The sequence below is a fragment of the Marivivens aquimaris genome (assembly GCF_015220045.1).
GTDB lineage: Bacteria > Pseudomonadota > Alphaproteobacteria > Rhodobacterales > Rhodobacteraceae > Marivivens > Marivivens aquimaris.
On record NZ_JADBGB010000001.1, the window covers coordinates 2,052,370 to 2,072,240 of the forward strand.

Sequence of the window (19,871 nt, forward strand, 5' to 3'; positions counted from 1 at the left end):
CAGGTCAGGAAGCGTTCTCAGGCGATGATGCCGAGAATGTCGCCTTCCTTCATGATGAGAAGTTCTTCACCGTCGACAGTGACTTCGGTGCCGGACCACTTGCCGAACAGAACGCGATCGCCAGCTTTGACGGCCATTGCGATCAGTTCGCCCGAGTCCTTGCGGGCGCCTTCGCCACAAGCGACGACTTCGCCTTCAGCCGGCTTTTCCTTGGCGCTATCCGGAATGATAAGGCCACCAGCAGTTTTTTCGTCGCTCTGAACGCGGCGAACCAGAACGCGGTCGTGCAGCGGTTTGAAAGCCATTGTTGTAGCTCCTAGCTAACAGTTATCTCTAATACCCCTCCCGAGGGGTGTTAGCACTCGTCACTCGTGAGTGCTAACAGCGAAATAGCTAAGAAAGCCCCCCTCCCCTGTCAACAGGTCCCTTGGCAAAAAAGTCACGATTTTTCGGATAGGCAAATTTACCCTTGGTGAAGCGCGGGCACTCGCTTAAGCAGATGCCACACAAACCCTGTCTCTCTTTGGAGGTTGCATATGATTTACGGAGTCCGATTCCACGCCTGCTAGTCCAGCCGTGCTGCAACCTATTTCGACAGCCTCGCGCCGTCGCCATTTCCCAAGATTTTCAGGATTTTTCCGATGCTTCCCCCGATTAACGGCGGACCTGCATGGACGCAGGGACAAGACCGTCACAAATTACTCGACGAACGCTTGCCGCTCCGGCGCGCTGCGCCTGAGGCGCTCGATTTCAACTCGCCCGCAGAGCCGTTCGTTACCTTCGAGCCGATTGCCAAAGCACACCAACCGCAGGCAACGCTGATCGAACTGGCGCGCGATCCGCGGTTCCGCGACCGCTCCGCCCCTGCCAGCAATCTGGGAATCAGGGCTGCGATTGGCCGTGGATTTCTGCGGATCGGCTTCTTACTCTTGCGCTCACCGCAAATGCGGTGAGCCGATTTAAGGGACATTTGATGAAGCGCTTTTTGCTGCCTACGATCGCCATTCTGACCGCCACCCAAGCGGATGCTTTCTGCGGCGAGATGTCGTTCATGGAGTTTCTGTCGCCAGAACGTCAGGCCGAAGTGCAGGCCAAAGCTGCCGATGTCATCAACGCGCAGGGACTATTCTGGACCGCCACGCGCGGCGAAGACACTCTTTATATAGCGGGGAGCGTGCACATCTATACGCCCGAGCTCGACCCGCTGATCGACGCGATGGTTTCCGAGGTGATCGCGCCGACGGAAGTACTGTTGACCGAGGCCTCCGCCGAGGATTTCGCGAAGGTCAATCAGATGCTCGCCGCCGATCCGTCGCTGATCCTGCTGCCGGACAATAAAACCCTGATCGACCTGATGGACCCCGTTGCGTGGTCTGCGCTTCATGAAGTCCTCAGAAATCGCGGCATTCCGGCGTTCACCGTTGGTCGGCTGAAGCCGTTCATGGTCGCGACCCAGCTTTCGCTGATGAGCGAATGTATTAACGTGCAGGATCCGGCCACGATGGAAGGCGTCGATCACAGCGCGTTCCTCGCGGCGCAGGAACTGGACATCCCGAACAAGAGCCTCGAAGCGCCAACGACCATTTTTGAACTGATGGACAGTATGCCTCTGGACGACCAGATCGCGACGCTGGAGATCGCCAACTTTCATCCCGAGATCATCAACGCAACGCTCTCTACTATGGTGAATGCCTACCTCGATCAGGACATCAGCCTGCTGATGGTGGCCGATACCATTCCCGAATTGCTCGCGCCTTACGCTGACCCCGACGAAGCGGACCGGATTATGGCGGCCCAGAACGATCTGCTGCTGGACAAGCGGAACCATAATTGGATTCCCGTGATCGAAGCCGAAACCGCCAAATACGATGATATTTCGATCGTCGTCGGCGCCGCCCACCTGCCGGGAGACGAAGGCATCCTCAATCTGCTCGCCGAAAACGGCTGGAGCATTGCACGTATCGAATGACTGCTGCCCTGCGGCATTCGGACCGTTCATCGCTGGTGACAAAGGCGTTTGGCCTTCCTATAAGGCCCGCGACCCAATTTTCCTTTTAAGGATGCGATAAATGACGACTCTTGTTTTCGGCCATAAATCCCCCGACACCGACTCGACCGGCTCCCCGCTGATCTGGGCTTGGTATCTGAACGAAGTTAAGGGCGTCGACGCCAAGGCGGTTCTGCTCGGCGAGCCGAACACCGAAGCTGCTTTCGTCGTTGAAAAGTGGGGCTTCGAAAAGCCGGAAATCATTTCGTCGGTCGACGCAGGCCAGCAGGTTGTCATCGTTGACACCAACAATCCTGCAGAGCTGCCCGCAGACATCAACGCAGCCGACATCACCGCCATCATCGACCACCACAAGCTGGTCGGCGGTCTGGAAACCAAAGGCCCGATCGACATCACCATTCGTCCGCTCGCCTGCACCGCGACCATCATGTACGATCTGATGGGCGATGACGCCGACAAGATGCCGGATAACATCAAGGGCGCGATGCTGTCGTGCATCCTGTCCGACACCCTCGAATTCCGTTCGCCGACCACCACCGACGTCGACAAGGCGCTGGCTCAGAAGCTCGCTTCGGAACTGAACATCGACCTCGGCGCCTACGCCTCGGAAATGTTCGAAGCCAAGTCGGATATCTCGGCATTCTCGGACGCTGAACTGATCCGCATGGACTCGAAAGAGTACGCTGTCGAAGGCACCAAGTTCCGCGTTTCGGTTCTCGAAACCACCGCACCGAAGCTGGTTCTCGACCGCAAGGCGTCGATCATGGAATCGATGACTGCCGTTGCAGCCGAAGACGGTGTCGATCAGGTTCTCCTGTTCGTCGTCGACATCCTGAACGAAGAAGCCACCCTGTTCGTCCCGAACGATCTGGTCAAAACCGTTGCCGAGAAGTCGTTCGATGCGACCGTCGAAGGCGACAGCGTTGTTCTTCCGGGCATCATGTCCCGCAAGAAGCAGATCATCCCGAACCTCAAGCTCTGAGCTTCGACCGATCTTTCAAAGGCCCGCCAAGTGCGGGCCTTTTTGTTTAAGGAGCCCACCATGTTCGCACCCGACTTCCTTCGCGAAATGCAAAGCGGCGAAGAACAGGCCGTCGAGGCCCTTTTGAACGCGGCATTCGGCCAGCCGGATGAAGCGAACCTCGTGCGCAAGCTCCGCAAGTCAAAAGCGATGGCGGGCGAAATGGTTCTGCCGTCAGAGCAAGGCATCGTCGGATACCTCGCGCTGTCCCGCATGATCGCGCCGAAAAGCTGGCTGTGCCTCGCACCTGTGGCGATTCATCCCGACCTGCACGGCATGGGCTACGGCAAGCGAATGGTCGGCATGATTACTGAGTGGGCCCGCATGACGGATCAAACGCTCGTCGTTCTCGGCGAGCCAGCGCTTTATACCAGCGCCGGCTTCCGCCCTGCCCCCGAAGGTCTGACCTCGCCCTACCCCGTCGAATACACGATGGTCGCCGGCCCCGCGAAAGCGAAGAGCCTTGAGCTGCGCTATCCGCAAGCGTTCGACTAAGCCGACGCTTTCCTTTTAAACGAGCGGTCTATAGTCAAAGGGAAACCTTAGTTAACAGGGCTCCCTATGACCCAGACCATCAATTCCTTTGCCGAAATCTCCGACCAGTACGACGCCGCCTTCGTGGATCTCTGGGGCTGTATGCACAACGGTATCGAAGCATTCTCCGAAGCGGTTGCCGCGATGCAGGCCTATCGTCAGCGCGGCGGCAAGGTCATCTATGTGACCAACGCTCCGCGTGCTTGGCCGCTGGTTGTCGAACAGATGAAGCACTGGGGCCTGCCCGACGATACGTGGGATGCGATCTCGACCTCGGGTGACGCAGCGCGTGTCGCGATGTTCTCGGGTGCCGTGGGCGAAAAAGTCTGGTTCATCGGTGAAGACCGCGATCTGACGTTCTTCAACCCGATCAAGGTTGTCGAGAACCCCGTGGACATCCAGCGCGTCCCTCTGGACGATGCAGAAGGCATCGTGAACTGCGGCCCGTTCGACCCGCAGGCCGACCCGCAGGATATGCGCCCGCAACTTCTGCTCGCCCGCGAAAAGGGTCTGAAGATGCTCTGCGCCAATCCCGACATTATCATCGACCGCGGCGAGAAGCGCGAATGGTGCGCCGGTGCCGTTGCGAAGGTCTATGAGGAAATGGGCGGTGAGACGCTCTATTTCGGCAAACCGCATCCGCCGATCTATGACCTCGCGCGCCGCCGCCTGCTCCAAGAGGGCATCGAGCCTGACGAAGCCCAGATCATCTGCATCGGTGACGGAATCAAAACCGACATTTCGGGCGCGCAGGGAGAGGGCTATGATTCCCTCTTCATCACTGGCGGCATCGCGGCGGAAGAGACAAAAACCGAAACGCAGCCGGATGCAGACGCGCTAAGTGCCTATCTCGAAAAAGAAATGCAGGCGCCGACCTATTCGATCGGCTTCCTACGTTAGTCTAATGGGGGTTGATTTTTCTGCATCCGCAAAGTAACAAAATTACACCCAATATGAAAAATGGGATTTTTTGTTACTCATGGAGCCGAATATGCTGGATAACGCCCCCCGCGGAACGATCTGCATCGAGGATATCGAGATCGGCATGGTCCGCTCCCTGCGGAAGGTCGTGACCGATCGCGATATCGAACTGTTTGCCGAAGTGTCGACCGACCGTAACCCTGTCCATCTGGACGACGCCTATGCGCAGGACACGATCTTCGAAGGCCGTATCGCGCACGGTATGCTGACCGCTGGTCTGGTCTCTGCTGTGATCGGCGAACAGCTTCCGGGTCACGGTACGGTCTACCTTGGCCAGAACCTAAAGTTCCTTGCGCCGGTACGTCCGGGTGACATGGTGCTGGCCGAAGTCGAGGTTATCAACATCGACCACTCCAAGCGCCGCGTCACCCTTGATACCCGTTGTCTTGTGAACAACAAGAAGGTGCTGATGGGCGAAGCTGTCGTCCTCGCCCCCAGCCGTAAATTCGACTGATCAGTTACCCGACGGACCGACCAGCAGACGCGCGTTCAGCTGCTGTAGCGGACGGTTGTTGTGGTTCAGTACTTCGGACAGGGCAGCGATCTGCTCTGCCGATGCGGTCATCGGCGTAGCCAGTACGTGCCAGTTCACGCCTTCCGAGCAGGGCGGCGTGGTGAGCGAGCCCATGTAGCGGTAGATCTCGTGCGATGCAGGGATCAGGCCGTTCGGGTCGATGGTTACGCCCGCAACATCGGCCGCCTCGGTCGGCGTGGTCGGCATATTGTCGATCACGGTTTGCAGCGTCGCATTGGCCTCGCCTTCTTCGATCAGCACGCCCAAAACAGCGAGTGCGCCGTCGTCGGCTTGGTGAACGAAGTGCGCCTCGATCGGGAATTCCTTGCCGTCCACATCGTGCTCGCTCGGCGTATGGAAGTGGATCTGCGCGAGGTGGAACGTCTTGCCCGCCTCAACCAGATCGCCGCCTTCGGCGGTGTTGAACTGCACCGTGTGGCCGTTGTTCAGGATGTTCAGCGCAACTGGCTGGTAATCGAACTCGTAATTGACGGTGCCCGACGCTTCGGCGCCCGACAGATCGATCGGCGACTGCATCGCGCCGCCAGCACACGAAGCGTACTCTTCAGAGAGCTCGCCCCAGTGGTCGGGGCCTTCGTCGCCAGAATAAGTCCAGTGTGTGCCAGCCGCAAAAACGGGCATCGCGAGGAGCGAAGCAGCCAGCGAGATGCCAGCAAAACCAAGTTTGTTCATGAGTAGTATCTTTCAATAAGTATCGAATGTAAGCTCGATAGCCTGAGAGGTAGGCTTCGGCGCGTGCCGCTTCAATTCAAATCCGTGCGATTGTAAGTTCAGCGGCGCACAGACATCTCTGATCTTGCGCCTAGGTTCGCGCAGGGCTAGGCATCGGACATGCGTATTATCCGCGATACCCTTTATATCGACCCGAGCGACCGTGGCGCCGTTGCGGCCATCGGTAATTTCGATGGTGTTCACCTCGGCCATCAGGCCGTCATCTCGCTGGCCCGCAAGGTCGCCGACGAGGCTGGCCTGCCGCTGGGCGTCATGACGTTCGAGCCGCATCCGCGACAGTTCTTTGCCCCGGGTGCCCCAGCTTTCCGCTTGATGAATGCCGAAGCGAAAGCTCACCGCCTTGAAAAGCTCGGCGTTGAGAAGCTGTACGAAGTGCCGTTCAACGCGGCGCTCGCCGGTCTGTCGCCCCGCGAGTTTGCCCAGCAGATCATAGTTGATCGTCTTGGCCTCGCTCATGTCGTCGTCGGAGAGGACTTCTTCTTCGGCAAGGCGCGTGCAGGTGATGTGAACACACTCAAAGACCTCGGCGCAGAGCTTGGATTCGGCGTCACCGTCACCCCGCTTCTTTCGCTGGACGAGGAAGTGTCTTCCACCAACATTCGCAATGCACTGGCCGAAGGCCGACCCGGTGATGCCGCGGCGATGCTCGGCCACCTGCACCGGATTGAGGGCGAGGTCATTCGCGGCGACCAGCGTGGCCGCGACCTTGGCTACCCGACAGCCAATATGTCGATCGACGGCCTGCACCAGCCGAAGCTGGGTGTCTATGCGGTGAAGGTCGATGTGCTCGAAGGCACCTACAAAGGCACCTACGGCGGCGCGGCTTCCATTGGCGTGCGCCCGATGTTCGGTCAGGACAACGTGCCAAACATCGAAACTTTCATTTTCGATTTTAAAGGCGACCTCTACGGCACAATGTTGTCGGTCGCCCTGATCGAATACCTTCGCCCCGAACTCAAGTTCGACAGCCTTCAGGCGCTCATCGACCAGATGGACGCCGACTGCCGCCAAAGCCGAGAGATCCTCGCAAATGACGGAAATTGATCGCAAAGGTCTTGGCCATCGTTATTGGGAGAAAATCCCGATGGCCAAGATGTCCCGCCCGCAGTGGGAAGCCCTCTGCGACGGTTGCGGCAAGTGCTGCCTGAACAAGCTCGAAGACGAGGAAACCGGCGAAGTGGCGCTGACCCGCGTGGCCTGCCGGTTGCTGGACGACGATACCTGCCTATGTAGCCAGTATCCGATCCGTCACCAGTTCGTTCCCGAGTGCATTGTCCTATCTCCTAAAACCATTACCGAAAACCTTTACTGGCTCCCGCAGACTTGCGCCTACCGCCTTCTGCACGTGGGCCAGCCGCTTCCCGAGTGGCATCCGCTGCTGACAGGCCGTCCGGAAACGGTCCACGAAGCGAACGCATCCCTGCGCGGCCAGACCGTGTCGGAGTTCGACGTCGCCGATGATGATTGGGAAGACTACATTATTGAGGAACCCACCTGATGTTCTTTGCCTCCGACAATTCGAGCCCAGTGCACCCCAAAGTCTTTGAGGCACTCGCCAAGGCCAACGAAGGTTACGCCAGCGGCTACGGCGCTGACGACGTGACCAAGTCTGCCGCCCAGAAAATCCGCGATCTGTTCGAAGCCCCCGAAGCGGCTGTCTACTTTGTGCCCACGGGTAGCTCGGCCAATGCGCTCGCCCTGTCGATCATGGTAGAGCCGTGGCAGACCGTGTTCTGCCACCAGAACGCCCACATCGAAGAAGACGAGTGCGGCGCGCCCGAGTTTTACATCGGCGGTGGCAAGCTAGCGCTGGTCGAAGGCGAACACGCCAAGATGTCCCCTGACGCCCTGCGCAAAGCGATTGAATTCACCGGTCGCGCAGGTGTGCACAACATGCAGCGCGGCGCTGTGTCGATCACCAACGTGACCGAGAACGGCACCGTCTATTCGGCGGCCGAAGTCACGGCCCTCACTGCTGTCGCCCGCGACTACAACCTGCCCGTCCACATGGACGGCGCACGTTTTGCCAACGCGATTGTCGCGACCGGCGCCACTCCGGCAGAGATGACATGGCGCGCTGGCGTCGACATCCTGTCCTTTGGCGGCACCAAGAACGGTCTGATGGGTGTCGAAGCCGTCGTGATCTTCAACCCCGAGAAGGCTTGGGAATTCGAACTGCGCCGCAAGCGTGGCGGGCACCTGTTCTCCAAGCATCGGTATCTGTCGGCCCAGATGGACGTCTACCTCGACGACAACCTGTGGCTCGACTTGGCAACGAACGCCAATGCAATGGCGGCAAAGCTGAGCGAAGGCATCCAGCAGATTGAGGGCGCGTCACTCCTCCATCCGACCGACGCGAACTGCGTGTTTGCATGCTTCCCGCGCAGCGGCCACCAAGCGGCCCACAAAGCCGGTGCGATGTATTACCTCTGGCCATTCAACCAGAGCCTCGAAGGCGCGCCGGAGGAAGCCCTCGCAGCGCGCCTCGTGTGTAGCTGGTCAACGACCGACGAGAACGTCGAGACGTTCCTCGCACATCTCCGTTAAAGATTGCCGCACAGGTGGGCGTCCAGATCGTCCAACCTGTCCTGCCCCCAGAACCGCTCATCGGTTTCGGTGATATAGAACGGTGCGCCGAACACACCGCGGCGCACTGCTTCCTCGGTGTTCTCCTCGTATGCCGCAGCGCCCGATAGTAGGCCGCTGTCTGCCAGTGCAGGATCGAAACCGGCCTTTTCCAGACACGCGCGAATGACCGCATCGTCAGCAAGGTTCGCATCCTCGGCCCAGACTGCGCCCGTGTATGCGTGCACCAGCTGGCCCAGATCACCGCCGCCCGCATTCTGCGCTGCGATCAGCGCGTAGGCCGCGGGCGCACCATTCACCGGAAAATGCGCAGGGCGCAGGTTCAACGGCAGACCGGCTTTCTTCGCCTGACGACGGAGCTCCTGATCGCGGTATTCGAGCCGCGTCGGGTGGCGATCCTTGGGAAGTGTGCCGCCCGTGCGCATGAACACCTGACCGATGTCCATCGGCTTGTAGGTAATCGTTGCATTGTGCTTGGCAGCTATCTCTTCCAGCCGTGTTCCGGCGAGGTAGGTGAATGGCGACATTGTCGCAAAGAAGTAGTCGATATGCGGCATTATGAATGTTCCTCCCGGTCTAAACTTTGCCTCACGTTAGGTTCGTGCTACGCGGTGTCAACGTCACGAATCCGTCATGCACAGGCGGATGCTCAGCTTTCGGGGACAATTGCAGATGCCGACGATGACCGAACCGAAACTTATTTCGGGCAATGCCAACATTCCACTCGCCAAATCGATCGCGCGTCGCATGTCCATGCACCGCGGTATGAACGTTGGTCTGGTGGATACGCGCGTCGAGCGCTTCAACGACCAAGAGATCTTTGTCGAGGTCTACGAGAACGTACGCGGCGAGGATATGTTCATTATCCAGCCGACCTCGAATCCGGCCAACGACAACCTCATGGAACTGCTGATCATCACCGACGCGCTCAAGCGTTCGTCGGCTGGCCGCATCACCGCAGTCATTCCGTACTTCGGCTATGCCCGTCAGGACCGCCGTACCAAGGCCCGCACACCGATCAGTTCCAAGCTCGTTGCGAACCTCATCACCCAGTCGGGTGTCGACCGCGTTCTGACGCTCGACCTGCACGCAGCACAGATTCAGGGCTTCTTCGACATTCCGGTAGATAACCTCTACGCGGCGCCGATCTTCGCTCTCGATATCAAGCACCACTTCAAAGGCGGCCTTGAAGACATCATGGTCGTCTCGCCGGACGTCGGCGGTGTGGCCCGTGCTCGCGAACTGGCGAAGCGTATCAACGCTCCCCTCTCCATCGTGGACAAGCGCCGCGAAAAGCCGGGTGAAGTGGCCGAGATGACCGTCATCGGTAGCGTCGAAGGCAAGAAGTGCATCATCGTGGACGACCTTTGCGACACCGCAGGTACTCTCTGCAAAGCAGCCGAGCACCTGATGCAGGCCGGTGCTGCTGAAGTTCACGCCTACATCTCGCACGGCGTGATGTCGGGTCCGGCTGTCGAGCGCGTCACCAACTCGCACCTTAAGACATTGGTCATCACCGACTCGATCCAGCCGACTGACGCGATCCTCAAAGCACCGAACATCCGCATTGTACCGACCGCACCCATGTTCGCTCAGGCCATACTGAACACGTGGAACGGCACCTCGGTGTCCTCGCTGTTCGAAGACGAGACGCTGATCCCGATCTACGAAGGCCTCTACAACACGCTCTAAAAAACGAAGGCGGGGAATTCCCCGCCTTTTTCATTCGATGTCCCAGTCGTCCTCGTGCTTGAGTTCGCCTATGGACATCCACGCAGCGCGAGCCCGCGCGATGCGCGTATCGCCCCACGTTCTGAAAACAATCTCGCAGCCTTCGGAATTGATATTCTCCACCTGAACATCAATGCGCGCGTTGCTCTGATTTGACATATCGAGCATCGACACCCACGCCTGAACAGCAGGCAGCTTGCGATAGGCCTTGCGGAAGGTGACCGGAAAACGGGTCAGGCGCGGACCTTCACCGGTCCACATATCCCCGTCAGTGTCGAAGTCGGAAAAGAGCACCACATCGCCCTGATCCACACCTATGAGATGATTTTCGAGTTTGAGCATTCTACCGTCAACTTGGCTTGGCGGACATATAACCATATCCGGATAAGCGTTACGACAGAATTAATGCAAAAAGCCCCGCAGTTGCGGGGCTTCTTTTTGATTTCTTTCGTATAGCGCGGATTACTCGCGGTACGACAGACCCATGTGGGTTCCAACGGCAACCATGTCAGCCAGCAGACGCGCAGCGTCATCGACCGGACCCGGTTCGTTTTTGAAGTTCTCCAGAGCCTTCTCGTGCGCAGCGCGGTATTCCGCAACCATCGCATCGAAAGCGTCCTGAGTAACTTCACCCGTCGGGAGAGCGCGTTCGGCCAGAACCGATACGTTCTCACCACCGATTTCAGCGAAGCCGCCGGAAACGATGTATTCGTCGGTACCACCAGTGTGGACAACCCGCAGGATGCCCGGACGCAGCGTGGTGATGGTGGCCGCGTGGCCTGCCATCGCCGTCATTGCGCCATCGGCACCCGGGATCTGGACCTCGGTGGCCTGGACGGAAGCGAGCTTTCGTTCAGGGGATACGAGGTCGAACTGGAACGATTCAGCCATAACGACTCCTTAGGCTGCCGAAGCGGCCATTTTCTCGGCTTTAGCGAGCACTTCGTCGATGCCGCCAACCATGTAGAAGGCACCTTCCGGCAGGTGGTCATATTCGCCGGCGACAACAGCTTTGAACGAGCTGATGGTGTCTTCGAGCGGAACCTGAACACCGTCCGAACCAGTGAACACTTTCGCAACGTCGAACGGCTGCGAGAGGAAACGCTGGATCTTACGAGCGCGCGAAACGGTCAGCTTATCTTCTTCCGACAGTTCGTCCATGCCGAGGATGGCGATGATGTCCTGCAGCGACTTGTAGCGCTGGAGGATGTTCTGAACCTGACGTGCGACGTTGTAATGCTCTTCACCGACGATCTGCGGGTCGAGGATACGCGACGACGAGTCGAGCGGGTCCACAGCCGGGTAGATGCCGAGTTCCGAGATAGCACGGTTAAGAACCGTGGTAGCGTCGAGGTGGGCGAAGGTGGTTGCCGGTGCAGGGTCGGTAAGGTCATCGGCCGGAACGTAAACAGCTTGGATCGAGGTGATCGAGCCGTTCTTGGTCGAGGTGATGCGTTCCTGCATGGCGCCCATGTCGGTTGCCAGGGTCGGCTGGTAGCCTACAGCCGAAGGAATACGGCCGAGAAGCGCCGACACCTCAGAACCAGCCTGGGTGAAGCGGAAGATGTTGTCCACGAAGAACAGAACGTCGGTACCCGAAGCGTCGCGGAACTGCTCAGCAAGGGTCAAACCGGTCAGAGCAACACGTGCACGTGCTCCCGGCGGTTCGTTCATCTGACCGTACACGAGAGCCACCTGCGACTCTTCAAGCGCGTCCGGCTTAATAACGTTCGATTCGATCATCTCGTGATAAAGGTCGTTACCTTCACGGGTACGTTCACCAACACCTGCGAACACCGAGTAACCCGAGTGCACTTTTGCGATGTTGTTGATCAGTTCCATGATGAGAACGGTTTTACCAACGCCGGCGCCGCCGAACAGACCGATTTTACCACCCTTCGAGTACGGTGCGAGAAGGTCGATAACCTTAATGCCCGTTACGAGGATTTCAGTCGCGGTCGACTGTTCGCTGAATTCCGGTGCGGGCTGGTGGATCGCACGGGTTTCAGTCGCGTTAACCGGGCCCTTTTCGTCAACGGGCTCGCCGACGACGTTAAGGATACGGCCCAGAGTTGCAGTACCGACCGGAACCGAAATCGGCGAACCGGAGTCTTCAACTGCCTGACCACGAACGAGACCTTCGGTCGCGTCCATAGCGATGGTACGTACGGTGTTTTCGCCAAGGTGCTGGGCTACTTCAAGAACCAGCTTCTTGCCATTGTTGTCGGTGGTCAGTGCGTTAAGGATCGCCGGCAGGTGATCGCTGAACTGCACGTCCACAACGGCGCCAATCACCTGCGTGATTTTGCCATTTGCTTGTGCCATGTTTCGTTTCTCCGGTTCTTAGAGCGCTTCAGCGCCCGAGATAATTTCGATCAGTTCGTTGGTGATAACGGCCTGACGCGAACGGTTGAATTCGATGGTCAGTCGGTCGATCATATCGCCGGCGTTGCGTGTAGCATTGTCCATCGCGCTCATACGGGCACCCTGTTCGGAAGCACCGTTTTCCAGCAGAGCAGAGAAGATCTGGGTCGCAACGCTCTTCGGGAGCAGGTCGTCCAGAATCTCTTCTTCACCGGGTTCGTAGTCATAGTCGGTCGTCACACCATCTTCGGGTGCATCGAACTTAGCGGGGATCACCTGCTGAGCGGTCGGGATCTGAGAGATAACCGACTGGAACTCCGAGAAGAGGATCGTCGCTACGTCGAATTCACCGGCCTCGAAGCGCTTGAGCAGGTCTTTGGCGATCGACTGCGCATCAGCGTAACCGATTTTTTTGACTTCGCTCAGGTCAACGTGACCAACGAACAGATCGGCATAGTCGCGACGCAGCTGCTCGCGGCCTTTCTTGCCGACCGTCAGGATTTTTACCGTCTTGCCTTCGGCCTTCAGCGCTTGGATGCGCTGACGGGCCAGCTTGACGATCGACGAATTGAAGCCGCCGCAGAGGCCACGTTCAGCAGTCATCACCACGAGCATGTGGGTCTGATCGCTGCCCGTACCCTTGAGCAGGAGCGGAGCGGTATCCGACGCACCAGCCGAAGCTGCCAGCGACGAGATGACCGCATTGAACCGCTCTGCGTAAGGACGCGAGGCCTCGGCTGCTTCCTGGGCGCGACGGAGTTTAGCCGCCGCGACCATTTGCATCGCCTTAGTGATCTTGCGGGTCGATTTGACCGACGTGATCCGGTTTTTTAGGTCCTTAAGACTTGGCACTGCCTTGTCTCCTTAACTAGAGCCCAACGATCAGGCGAAATCAGCGGCGAATTCGTCCAGAACTGCTTTCAGTTTGTCAGCAGCTTCGCCTTTGATTTTCGGGTCTTCGTTCGAGATCCAGTCCAGAATGTCCTTACGCTTGTTGCGCAGGAAGTTCAGCAGACCGTCTTCGAAACGGGCAACATCCGAAACCGGCAGCTTATCGAGGTAGCCGTTGGTACCTGCGAAGATGACGCAGACGATTTCAGCGTTGGTCAGCGGCGAGTACTGCGGCTGCTTCATGAGCTCGGTCAGACGGGCACCACGGTTCAGCAGCTGCTGGGTCGAGGCGTCGAGGTCCGAACCGAACTGAGCGAAGGCAGCCATTTCGCGGTACTGAGCGAGCGAGAGCTTAACCGGACCAGCAACCGAGGACATAGCCTTGGTCTGAGCCGACGAGCCAACGCGCGAAACCGAGAGACCGGTGTTCACAGCGGGGCGGATACCCTGGTAGAACAGTTCGGTTTCGAGGAAGATCTGACCGTCGGTGATCGAGATCACGTTGGTCGGAATAAACGCCGAAACGTCGCCGCCCTGGGTTTCGATGATCGGCAGGGCGGTCAGCGAGCCAGCACCGTTGTCTTCGTTCAGCTTAGCCGAACGCTCGAGCAGGCGGGAGTGGAGGTAGAAAACGTCGCCCGGGTAAGCTTCACGACCCGGCGGGCGGCGGAGCAGCAGCGACATCTGACGATACGAAACAGCCTGCTTCGAAAGGTCATCATAGATGATCAGAGCGTGGCGGCCGTTGTCACGGAAGTGCTCAGCCATAGCGGTTGCAGCGTACGGTGCAAGGAACTGCATCGGTGCCGGATCCGAAGCGGTCGCAGCAACAACGATGGAGTATTCCATAGCGCCGTTTTCTTCGAGCTTCTTAACCAGCTGGGCAACGGTCGAACGCTTCTGACCAACTGCAACGTAGATGCAGTACAGCTTCTTCGACTCGTCGTCGCCAGCAGCTTCGTTGTACGACTTCTGGTTCAGGATAGCGTCGAGAGCAACGGCAGTCTTACCGGTCTGACGGTCACCAATGATAAGTTCGCGCTGACCACGGCCAACCGGGATCATAGCGTCAACCGACTTCAGGCCGGTTGCCATCGGTTCGTGAACCGACTTACGGGGGATAATGCCCGGAGCCTTAACGTCAGCGACGAGGCGCTTCGAGGTGTTGATCGGGCCCTTGCCGTCGATCGGGTTACCCAGACCGTCAACAACGCGACCGAGAAGCTCGTCACCAGCCGGAACGTCCACGATCGAGTTGGTACGCTTGACGGTGTCGCCTTCTTTAATGTCGCGGTCCGAACCGAAGATAACAACACCGACGTTGTCAGCTTCGAGGTTCAGCGCCATGCCGCGAATTCCGCCCGGGAATTCGACCATTTCACCAGCCTGAACATTGTCCAGACCGTAAACACGCGCGATACCGTCACCGACCGAGAGCACACGGCCGACTTCGGCCACTTCGGCTTCCTGGCCGAAGTTCTTGATCTGGTCTTTTAGGATCGCAGAAATTTCTGCAGCTTGGATCGCCATTATCCGACCTCTTTCATGGTGTTCTGGAGAGCGCTGAGCTTGGAGCGGATCGACGTGTCGATCATCTTCGAGCCCACCTTAACGATAAGACCGCCGATGAGCGAAGCATCGACAGTGGCATTGATGTTGACGTCCTTGCCGACCTTCGCCTTCAGGGTCTGGGACAGCTTGTCGGTCTGGCCTTTGGTCAGAGCTTTCGCGCTGACGACGTCAGCGGTGATTTCGCCCTTTTCTTCGGCCAGACGGGCGCGAAGGACTTCAAGCAGCTGCGGAAGCACGAACAGGCGGCGCTTCTGGGCCAGAAGGGCCAGCGTGCTGTTCATGGTTTCCGAAAGTTCCATTTTCTTGGCCAGAGCCGAGACGGCACCTGCCTGTTGATCGCGGCTGTAGATCGGCGAGCCGATCAGCGCACGCAGGTCCTCGCTCGAGTCGAGTGCTGCGGCCAGTGCGTCAATGTCGGATTCGAGTGCCGCGAGGCCATTGCCTTCTTTGGCAATGTCGAACACGGCGGATGCATAGCGCGAAGCAATGCCGGTTGAGATCGAAGCTGGTTCGGACACGTCCACCCTTCCGATGATTAGGCCGTCTCTTCGACCCGTGAGGGCCGACCGTCAGGCAGCTTAAATGGCCCTCGCATTTGCGGGGGCAACAAGATCACGGGGGGATGTATCAGAGGGGTTTTTGTGTGGCAACAGGCTTAGGCCAGTAATTGGCCAATGTTTGCGCCCTAGATTGTGGATATGTCAACATGTGCGACAATTGGCGCAATTAAATGCCGACATGATCAAACGTTGGAGGCCGAAAACCCGAATCCATCCACATATTTTGCATTCATGATGACTCGCGGTGCGTTCGCGAAAGCCCCGGCTTCGGCACTGGCCGCCCTACCCCTTCGAGGACACGTAGTGGCCGCTTGACCGCCTCACCCAGTCCGGGCCTGCGAGGAGCAGCAACCTGTTTGGTCACTTCGACCATGAGTACGCCGCCCGCCGCGAACGGAAGAGTCTTTCCGATGTTCTCCGTCAGTCCCGCGAGCTTGCGCCAGATCCGTTTAGACGACGGCACTTGATAAAGCGACGACCGAGAACGCTCGGTGATAAAGTTGTGCTGTTTGAACTGCGCCTCAAGCTGGCCAAGCGAATAGGGACGACCGTAACCGAAAGGCGTGCGGTCACTCCGCGACCAGAGCCCTGCGCGGTTTGGCACAACAAAGATCGCGCGCCCACCCGGCCCCAGCACGCGCCAGCATTCGTTGAGAACAGCAGTCGGGTTCTCTGATGTTTCTAGACCGTGCATCACCACCAGCTTGTCGACGCTACCAGTATCGAGCGGCCAGAACGTCTCTTCACACAGGACCGAAACGTTCGGCATCCCAGCCGGCCAAGGCATCACGCCCTGCGGTCCGGGCATCAGGCCAACCACCCGCCGTGCCTCTGTCAGATAGGGGCGCAGCATCGGAACAGCGAAACCGAACCCCACGACAGTCTGGCCCTTCGCTTCGGGCCATAGCGTCAGCAGATCATTGCGAATAACCTTCTGTGCCGCACGGCCAAGCTGGCTGCGGTAGTAAAAGTTGCGAAGATCCAACACATCAAGGTGCATTGCAGACGGTCGTCCTTTGGGTCAGGCTTGGATACAACTTTAACCAAACTGGACGGCGATGCCATGCCCCTTGAGCTTTTCACCATCCCGTGTCTCGCAGACAACTATGCATACGTGTTGCACAATGCGGCCACTGGCAAGACCGCTCTGGTCGATGCCCCCGAGGTTGAACCCATCGCGTCCTTCCTCGGCCACCGCGGATTTGAACTGGACGACATTCTTGTAACCCACCACCACCATGACCATATCGACGGTGTGGATGCTCTCCGCGCCAAATCGAACTCCCGCGTAATCGGCGCCGAAATCGACGCCCATCGCCTGCCTGCGCTGGACCTAGCGGTCGGTGACGGCGACACGTTCGAGGTTTGCGGCGAGACATGCCATGTCATCTTTGTCCCCGGCCATTCGTCCGGTCATATCGCGTTCCACCTGCCCGAAAGCGGCTATCTGTTTTCCGCTGACAGCTTGATGGCATTCGGCTGCGGCCGTCTTTTCGAAGGCACCTCTGCCGAAATGTGGAACAGTCTGAAACGTCTGCGCGCACTGCCGCCCGAAACCGTTGTTTGTTCCGGCCACGAGTATACGGCCACCAACGCCAAGTTTGCCCTGGCCATCGAGCCGGACCATCCGGCGGTCAAAGCACGGGCCGACGCGGTATTTGCGGCGCGGGAACGCGGCGAGCCCACCGTCCCTTCCATTCTGGGCGATGAGGTCGCAACTAACCCGTATCTGCGAGCCGATGACGAAGCGCTCAAGTCCGCAATCGGCATGCCGCTTGCAACCGACGAGGAGGTCTTTGCGGAGGTCCGCAAGCGTAAAGACAACTTCTGACGGATACATGCCCGAACATGATGCGGGATTGAGCCGTAGGATAGAGTTGAAAACAATTGTGAAGGTAAATCGAGAGAAAGTCCTTGAAGGACAACCAAAGAACACCAAACCTTAAGTATAAGAGGCCATGCTTCGCGCAGCTTCCGGCTTCGCGAACCCCGATAGAGGAGCACTGACGTGCCGTCATTTTCGACAACACTCGAGCAGTCCATCCACGCAGCACTGGCGCTGGCGAACGCCCGCCGTCACGAACTGGCTACTCTCGAACACCTCTTGCTTGCTCTGATCGACGAACCCGACGCATCACGCGTCATGCGTGCCTGTGCCGTCGATCTCGACGAGCTACGCAAGAACCTTGAAGACTACATCGACGACGACCTTTCGACCCTCATCACCGAGGTCGAAGGATCCGAAGCTGTACCGACCGCTGCGTTCCAGCGCGTCATCCAGCGCGCTGCGATCCACGTCCAGTCGTCCGGCCGCACCGAAGTTACCGGTGCTAACGTGCTCGTCGCTATCTTTGCAGAGCGTGAAAGCAACGCCGCGTACTTCCTGCAAGATCAGGACATGACCCGTTACGACGCGGTCAACTTCATCGCCCACGGTGTCGCCAAAGACCCCGCGTTCGGCGAAGCGCGCCCGATCACCGGCGCCGAAGAAGAAGAGCAAACGTCCCGCCCGCACCAGTCCGCGCCCGAAGCCGAAGGCAAGGAATCCGCGCTGGCCAAGTATTGCGTCGACCTCAACGCGAAGTCCCGCAAGGGCGACGTCGATCCGCTGATCGGCCGCCACCACGAGGTCGAGCGCTGCATTCAGGTGCTTTGCCGTCGCCGCAAGAACAACCCGCTGCTCGTCGGGGATCCGGGCGTTGGTAAGACCGCAATCGCGGAAGGCCTCGCTCGCCAGATCATCAACGAAGAAGTGCCGGAAGTCCTTTCGGGCACCACGATCTTCAGCCTCGACATGGGCGCTCTGCTTGCAGGCACCCGTTATCGCGGTGATTTCGAAGAGCGCCTGAAAGCCGTTGTTTCGGAGCTTGAAGAACATGACGACGCGGTTTTGTTCATCGACGAAATCCACACCGTAATTGGTGCCGGCGCTACCTCGGGCGGCGCTATGGATGCGTCGAACCTCCTGAAGCCCGCGCTTCAGGGCGGCAAACTGCGTTGCATGGGCTCGACCACTTATAAGGAATTCCGTCAGCACTTCGAAAAGGATCGCGCGCTGAGCCGCCGTTTCCAGAAGATCGACGTAAACGAGCCTTCGGTCGAAGATTCGGTCAAGATCCTTCAGGGTCTCAAGCCCTACTTCGAAGAGCACCACAACATCCGCTACACTGCTGACGCCATCAAGTCGGCTGTGGAGTTGTCGTCGCGCTACATCAACGACCGCAAGCTGCCGGATAAGGCCATCGACGTCATCGACGAAGCAGGCGCTGCCCAGCACCTCGTCGCGGAATCGAAGCGCCGCAAGACCATCGGCGTAAAGGAAATCGAAGCCGTCGTGGCCAAGATTGCCCGCATCCCGCCGAAGAACGTCAGCAAGGACGACGCAGAGACACTGAAGGATCTCGAAAAGTCGCTCAAGCGCGTCGTGTTCGGTCAGAACATCGCTATCGAGTCGCTGTCGTCCGCGATCAAGCTGGCCCGTGCTGGTCTGCGTGAACCCGAGAAGCCCATCGGTAACTACCTCTTCGCCGGTCCGACCGGTGTGGGTAAGACCGAAGTGGCAAAGCAGCTGGCGGACACGCTCGGCGTCGAACTGATCCGCTTCGACATGTCGGAATACATGGAGAAGCACGCGGTTTCGCGTCTGATCGGTGCCCCTCCGGGCTATGTCGGTTTCGACCAAGGCGGTATGCTCACCGACAAGATCGACCAGAACCCGCACTGTGTTCTGCTGCTCGACGAGATCGAAAAGGCCCACCCGGATGTCTACAACATCCTGCTGCAGGTCATGGACCACGGGAAGCTCACCGACCACAACGGTCGGACCACCGACTTCCGCAATGTGATCCTGATCATGACTTCGAACGCAGGTGCTGCGGAGCAAGCGAAGGAAGCCATCGGCTTTGGTCGTGACCGCCGCGAGGGTGAAGATACCGCTGCAATCGAGCGGACCTTCACACCGGAATTCCGCAACCGTCTGGATGCTGTCATTCCGTTCGCGCCGCTGCCCAAAGAAGTCATCATGCAGGTGGTCGAGAAGTTCGTACTCCAGCTGGAAGCCCAGCTTATGGATCGCAACGTCCATATCGAACTTACCGAAGAAGCCGCTGCATGGCTGGCAGACAAGGGTTACGACTCCAAGATGGGTGCGCGTCCGCTGGGTCGTGTCATTCAGGAGCACATCAAGAAGCCGTTGGCAGAAGAGCTTCTCTTCGGTCAGCTTACCAAAGGCGGTCTGGTCCGCGTTGCGGTCAAGGACGACAAGCTCGACCTGCAGATCGAGCCGCCGAAGCCTGGCCGCCTGACGGGCAACAAGCCTCCGCTTCTGACCGCCGACTAATGCGGTTACTGGTAATG

General features: G+C 58.6%; 22 protein-coding genes. 12 read left to right on the top strand and 10 right to left on the bottom strand.

The window, feature by feature from the left end; all coding sequences use genetic code 11:
* Positions 1–17: 17 nt before the first annotated feature.
* On the bottom strand, positions 18–305 hold the full coding sequence (locus IF204_RS10110; RefSeq protein ID WP_167635943.1) for a co-chaperone GroES: 288 nt from the start codon (positions 303–305) through the stop codon (positions 18–20).
* A gap of 336 nt (positions 306–641) precedes the next feature.
* Between IF204_RS10110 and IF204_RS10115 the strand changes: the two genes are divergently transcribed.
* From IF204_RS10115 to IF204_RS10140, 6 genes are all read left to right on the top strand, one after another.
* Positions 642–953 (top strand): hypothetical protein, encoded by a 312-nt coding sequence (locus IF204_RS10115; RefSeq protein WP_194096704.1) that lies wholly within the window; start codon positions 642–644, stop codon positions 951–953.
* Positions 954–973: 20 nt separating this feature from the next.
* Complete coding sequence (locus tag IF204_RS10120; RefSeq protein WP_194096706.1) at positions 974–1,969, top strand: TraB/GumN family protein; 996 nt, start codon at positions 974–976, stop codon at positions 1,967–1,969.
* A 100-nt stretch (positions 1,970–2,069) separates the two neighbouring features.
* Complete coding sequence (locus IF204_RS10125; RefSeq protein WP_194096709.1) at positions 2,070–2,990, top strand: manganese-dependent inorganic pyrophosphatase; 921 nt, start codon at positions 2,070–2,072, stop codon at positions 2,988–2,990.
* A gap of 60 nt (positions 2,991–3,050) precedes the next feature.
* Positions 3,051–3,524 (top strand): GNAT family N-acetyltransferase, encoded by a 474-nt coding sequence (locus IF204_RS10130; RefSeq protein ID WP_194096711.1) that lies wholly within the window; start codon positions 3,051–3,053, stop codon positions 3,522–3,524.
* 66 nt (positions 3,525–3,590) lie between these two features.
* Positions 3,591–4,463 carry a TIGR01459 family HAD-type hydrolase gene (locus IF204_RS10135; protein ID WP_194096712.1) on the top strand — a complete coding sequence of 291 codons (873 nt, stop codon included), beginning with the start codon at positions 3,591–3,593 and terminating at the stop codon, positions 4,461–4,463.
* 91 nt (positions 4,464–4,554) lie between these two features.
* Positions 4,555–4,998, top strand: a complete 444-nt coding sequence (locus IF204_RS10140) for a MaoC family dehydratase (RefSeq protein ID WP_194096714.1) — start codon at positions 4,555–4,557, stop codon at positions 4,996–4,998.
* Here IF204_RS10140 and IF204_RS10145 read toward each other — a convergent pair whose 3' ends face one another.
* Complete coding sequence (locus IF204_RS10145; RefSeq protein WP_194096716.1) at positions 4,999–5,751, bottom strand: carbonic anhydrase; 753 nt, start codon at positions 5,749–5,751, stop codon at positions 4,999–5,001. It abuts the gene before it with no gap.
* A 159-nt stretch (positions 5,752–5,910) separates the two neighbouring features.
* On the opposite strand from IF204_RS10145, the gene IF204_RS10150 reads away from it, so the two are divergent.
* From IF204_RS10150 to IF204_RS10160, 3 genes are read left to right on the top strand one after another with little or no spacing between them, the layout of a single operon-like run.
* Positions 5,911–6,855: a bifunctional riboflavin kinase/FAD synthetase gene (locus tag IF204_RS10150; RefSeq protein WP_194096718.1), complete on the top strand. Its 945-nt coding sequence runs from the start codon at positions 5,911–5,913 to the stop codon at positions 6,853–6,855.
* Positions 6,842–7,309, top strand: a complete 468-nt coding sequence (locus IF204_RS10155; RefSeq protein ID WP_194096720.1) for a YcgN family cysteine cluster protein — start codon at positions 6,842–6,844, stop codon at positions 7,307–7,309. The genes IF204_RS10150 and IF204_RS10155 overlap by 14 nt, the downstream gene beginning before the upstream one ends.
* Positions 7,309–8,358: a threonine aldolase family protein gene (locus IF204_RS10160; RefSeq protein WP_194096722.1), complete on the top strand. Its 1,050-nt coding sequence runs from the start codon at positions 7,309–7,311 to the stop codon at positions 8,356–8,358. The genes IF204_RS10155 and IF204_RS10160 overlap by 1 nt, the downstream gene beginning before the upstream one ends.
* On the opposite strand, the gene IF204_RS10165 is transcribed toward IF204_RS10160, so the two are convergent.
* Positions 8,355–8,954 (bottom strand): 2-hydroxychromene-2-carboxylate isomerase, encoded by a 600-nt coding sequence (locus IF204_RS10165; protein ID WP_194096724.1) that lies wholly within the window; start codon positions 8,952–8,954, stop codon positions 8,355–8,357. The genes IF204_RS10160 and IF204_RS10165 overlap by 4 nt on opposite strands.
* A gap of 115 nt (positions 8,955–9,069) precedes the next feature.
* On the opposite strand from IF204_RS10165, the gene IF204_RS10170 reads away from it, so the two are divergent.
* Positions 9,070–10,089 carry a ribose-phosphate pyrophosphokinase gene (locus IF204_RS10170; RefSeq protein ID WP_194096726.1) on the top strand — a complete coding sequence of 340 codons (1,020 nt, stop codon included), beginning with the start codon at positions 9,070–9,072 and terminating at the stop codon, positions 10,087–10,089.
* Between the two features lie 30 nt (positions 10,090–10,119).
* Here the strand turns inward: IF204_RS10170 and IF204_RS10175 are convergent, their stop codons facing one another.
* The 7 genes from IF204_RS10175 to IF204_RS10205 form a co-directional block, all read right to left on the bottom strand.
* Positions 10,120–10,470, bottom strand: a complete 351-nt coding sequence (locus tag IF204_RS10175; RefSeq protein ID WP_194096727.1) for an H-type lectin domain-containing protein — start codon at positions 10,468–10,470, stop codon at positions 10,120–10,122.
* A gap of 120 nt (positions 10,471–10,590) precedes the next feature.
* Positions 10,591–11,019 (bottom strand): F0F1 ATP synthase subunit epsilon, encoded by a 429-nt coding sequence (locus IF204_RS10180; RefSeq protein WP_194096729.1) that lies wholly within the window; start codon positions 11,017–11,019, stop codon positions 10,591–10,593.
* Between the two features lie 9 nt (positions 11,020–11,028).
* Entirely contained in the window at positions 11,029–12,453 is a 1,425-nt protein-coding gene (gene atpD, locus IF204_RS10185; protein WP_194096730.1) for a F0F1 ATP synthase subunit beta, read from the bottom strand.
* An 18-nt stretch (positions 12,454–12,471) separates the two neighbouring features.
* The gene (locus IF204_RS10190) at positions 12,472–13,344 is read right to left on the bottom strand and encodes a F0F1 ATP synthase subunit gamma (RefSeq protein WP_167635927.1); all 873 of its coding nucleotides are present in this window, start codon (positions 13,342–13,344) and stop codon (positions 12,472–12,474) included.
* Positions 13,345–13,374: 30 nt separating this feature from the next.
* Positions 13,375–14,913, bottom strand: a complete 1,539-nt coding sequence (atpA, locus tag IF204_RS10195) for a F0F1 ATP synthase subunit alpha (protein ID WP_167635926.1) — start codon at positions 14,911–14,913, stop codon at positions 13,375–13,377.
* Complete coding sequence (locus IF204_RS10200) at positions 14,913–15,479, bottom strand: F0F1 ATP synthase subunit delta (protein WP_194096731.1); 567 nt, start codon at positions 15,477–15,479, stop codon at positions 14,913–14,915. The genes atpA and IF204_RS10200 overlap by 1 nt, the downstream gene beginning before the upstream one ends.
* Positions 15,480–15,744: 265 nt before the next feature.
* The gene (locus IF204_RS10205; RefSeq protein WP_194096732.1) at positions 15,745–16,515 is read right to left on the bottom strand and encodes a class I SAM-dependent methyltransferase; all 771 of its coding nucleotides are present in this window, start codon (positions 16,513–16,515) and stop codon (positions 15,745–15,747) included.
* 63 nt (positions 16,516–16,578) lie between these two features.
* On the opposite strand from IF204_RS10205, the gene gloB reads away from it, so the two are divergent.
* Together gloB and clpA are read left to right on the top strand one after the other, a co-directional pair.
* Positions 16,579–17,346 (top strand): hydroxyacylglutathione hydrolase, encoded by a 768-nt coding sequence (gene gloB / locus IF204_RS10210; protein WP_194096733.1) that lies wholly within the window; start codon positions 16,579–16,581, stop codon positions 17,344–17,346.
* A 177-nt stretch (positions 17,347–17,523) separates the two neighbouring features.
* Positions 17,524–19,854, top strand: coding sequence for an ATP-dependent Clp protease ATP-binding subunit ClpA (gene clpA, locus IF204_RS10215; RefSeq protein WP_194096734.1), 2,331 nt, complete (start codon positions 17,524–17,526; stop codon positions 19,852–19,854).
* Positions 19,855–19,871: the final 17 nt, after the last annotated feature.

What these genes read in the sequence shown, in the direction of transcription:
- IF204_RS10110 (WP_167635943.1), bottom strand. Translation starts at nt 305, where the DNA reads ATGGCTTTCAAACCGCTGCACGACCGCGTTCTGGTTCGCCGCGTTCAG.
- IF204_RS10115 (WP_194096704.1), top strand. Translation starts at nt 642, where the DNA reads ATGCTTCCCCCGATTAACGGCGGACCTGCATGGACGCAGGGACAAGAC.
- IF204_RS10120 (WP_194096706.1), top strand. Translation starts at nt 974, where the DNA reads ATGAAGCGCTTTTTGCTGCCTACGATCGCCATTCTGACCGCCACCCAA.
- IF204_RS10125 (WP_194096709.1), top strand. Translation starts at nt 2,070, where the DNA reads ATGACGACTCTTGTTTTCGGCCATAAATCCCCCGACACCGACTCGACC.
- IF204_RS10130 (WP_194096711.1), top strand. Translation starts at nt 3,051, where the DNA reads ATGTTCGCACCCGACTTCCTTCGCGAAATGCAAAGCGGCGAAGAACAG.
- IF204_RS10135 (WP_194096712.1), top strand. Translation starts at nt 3,591, where the DNA reads ATGACCCAGACCATCAATTCCTTTGCCGAAATCTCCGACCAGTACGAC.
- IF204_RS10140 (WP_194096714.1), top strand. Translation starts at nt 4,555, where the DNA reads ATGCTGGATAACGCCCCCCGCGGAACGATCTGCATCGAGGATATCGAG.
- IF204_RS10145 (WP_194096716.1), bottom strand. Translation starts at nt 5,751, where the DNA reads ATGAACAAACTTGGTTTTGCTGGCATCTCGCTGGCTGCTTCGCTCCTC.
- IF204_RS10150 (WP_194096718.1), top strand. Translation starts at nt 5,911, where the DNA reads ATGCGTATTATCCGCGATACCCTTTATATCGACCCGAGCGACCGTGGC.
- IF204_RS10155 (WP_194096720.1), top strand. Translation starts at nt 6,842, where the DNA reads ATGACGGAAATTGATCGCAAAGGTCTTGGCCATCGTTATTGGGAGAAA.
- IF204_RS10160 (WP_194096722.1), top strand. Translation starts at nt 7,309, where the DNA reads ATGTTCTTTGCCTCCGACAATTCGAGCCCAGTGCACCCCAAAGTCTTT.
- IF204_RS10165 (WP_194096724.1), bottom strand. Translation starts at nt 8,954, where the DNA reads ATGCCGCATATCGACTACTTCTTTGCGACAATGTCGCCATTCACCTAC.
- IF204_RS10170 (WP_194096726.1), top strand. Translation starts at nt 9,070, where the DNA reads ATGCCGACGATGACCGAACCGAAACTTATTTCGGGCAATGCCAACATT.
- IF204_RS10175 (WP_194096727.1), bottom strand. Translation starts at nt 10,470, where the DNA reads ATGCTCAAACTCGAAAATCATCTCATAGGTGTGGATCAGGGCGATGTG.
- IF204_RS10180 (WP_194096729.1), bottom strand. Translation starts at nt 11,019, where the DNA reads ATGGCTGAATCGTTCCAGTTCGACCTCGTATCCCCTGAACGAAAGCTC.
- atpD (WP_194096730.1), bottom strand. Translation starts at nt 12,453, where the DNA reads ATGGCACAAGCAAATGGCAAAATCACGCAGGTGATTGGCGCCGTTGTG.
- atpA (WP_167635926.1), bottom strand. Translation starts at nt 14,913, where the DNA reads ATGGCGATCCAAGCTGCAGAAATTTCTGCGATCCTAAAAGACCAGATC.
- IF204_RS10205 (WP_194096732.1), bottom strand. Translation starts at nt 16,515, where the DNA reads ATGCACCTTGATGTGTTGGATCTTCGCAACTTTTACTACCGCAGCCAG.
- gloB (WP_194096733.1), top strand. Translation starts at nt 16,579, where the DNA reads ATGCCCCTTGAGCTTTTCACCATCCCGTGTCTCGCAGACAACTATGCA.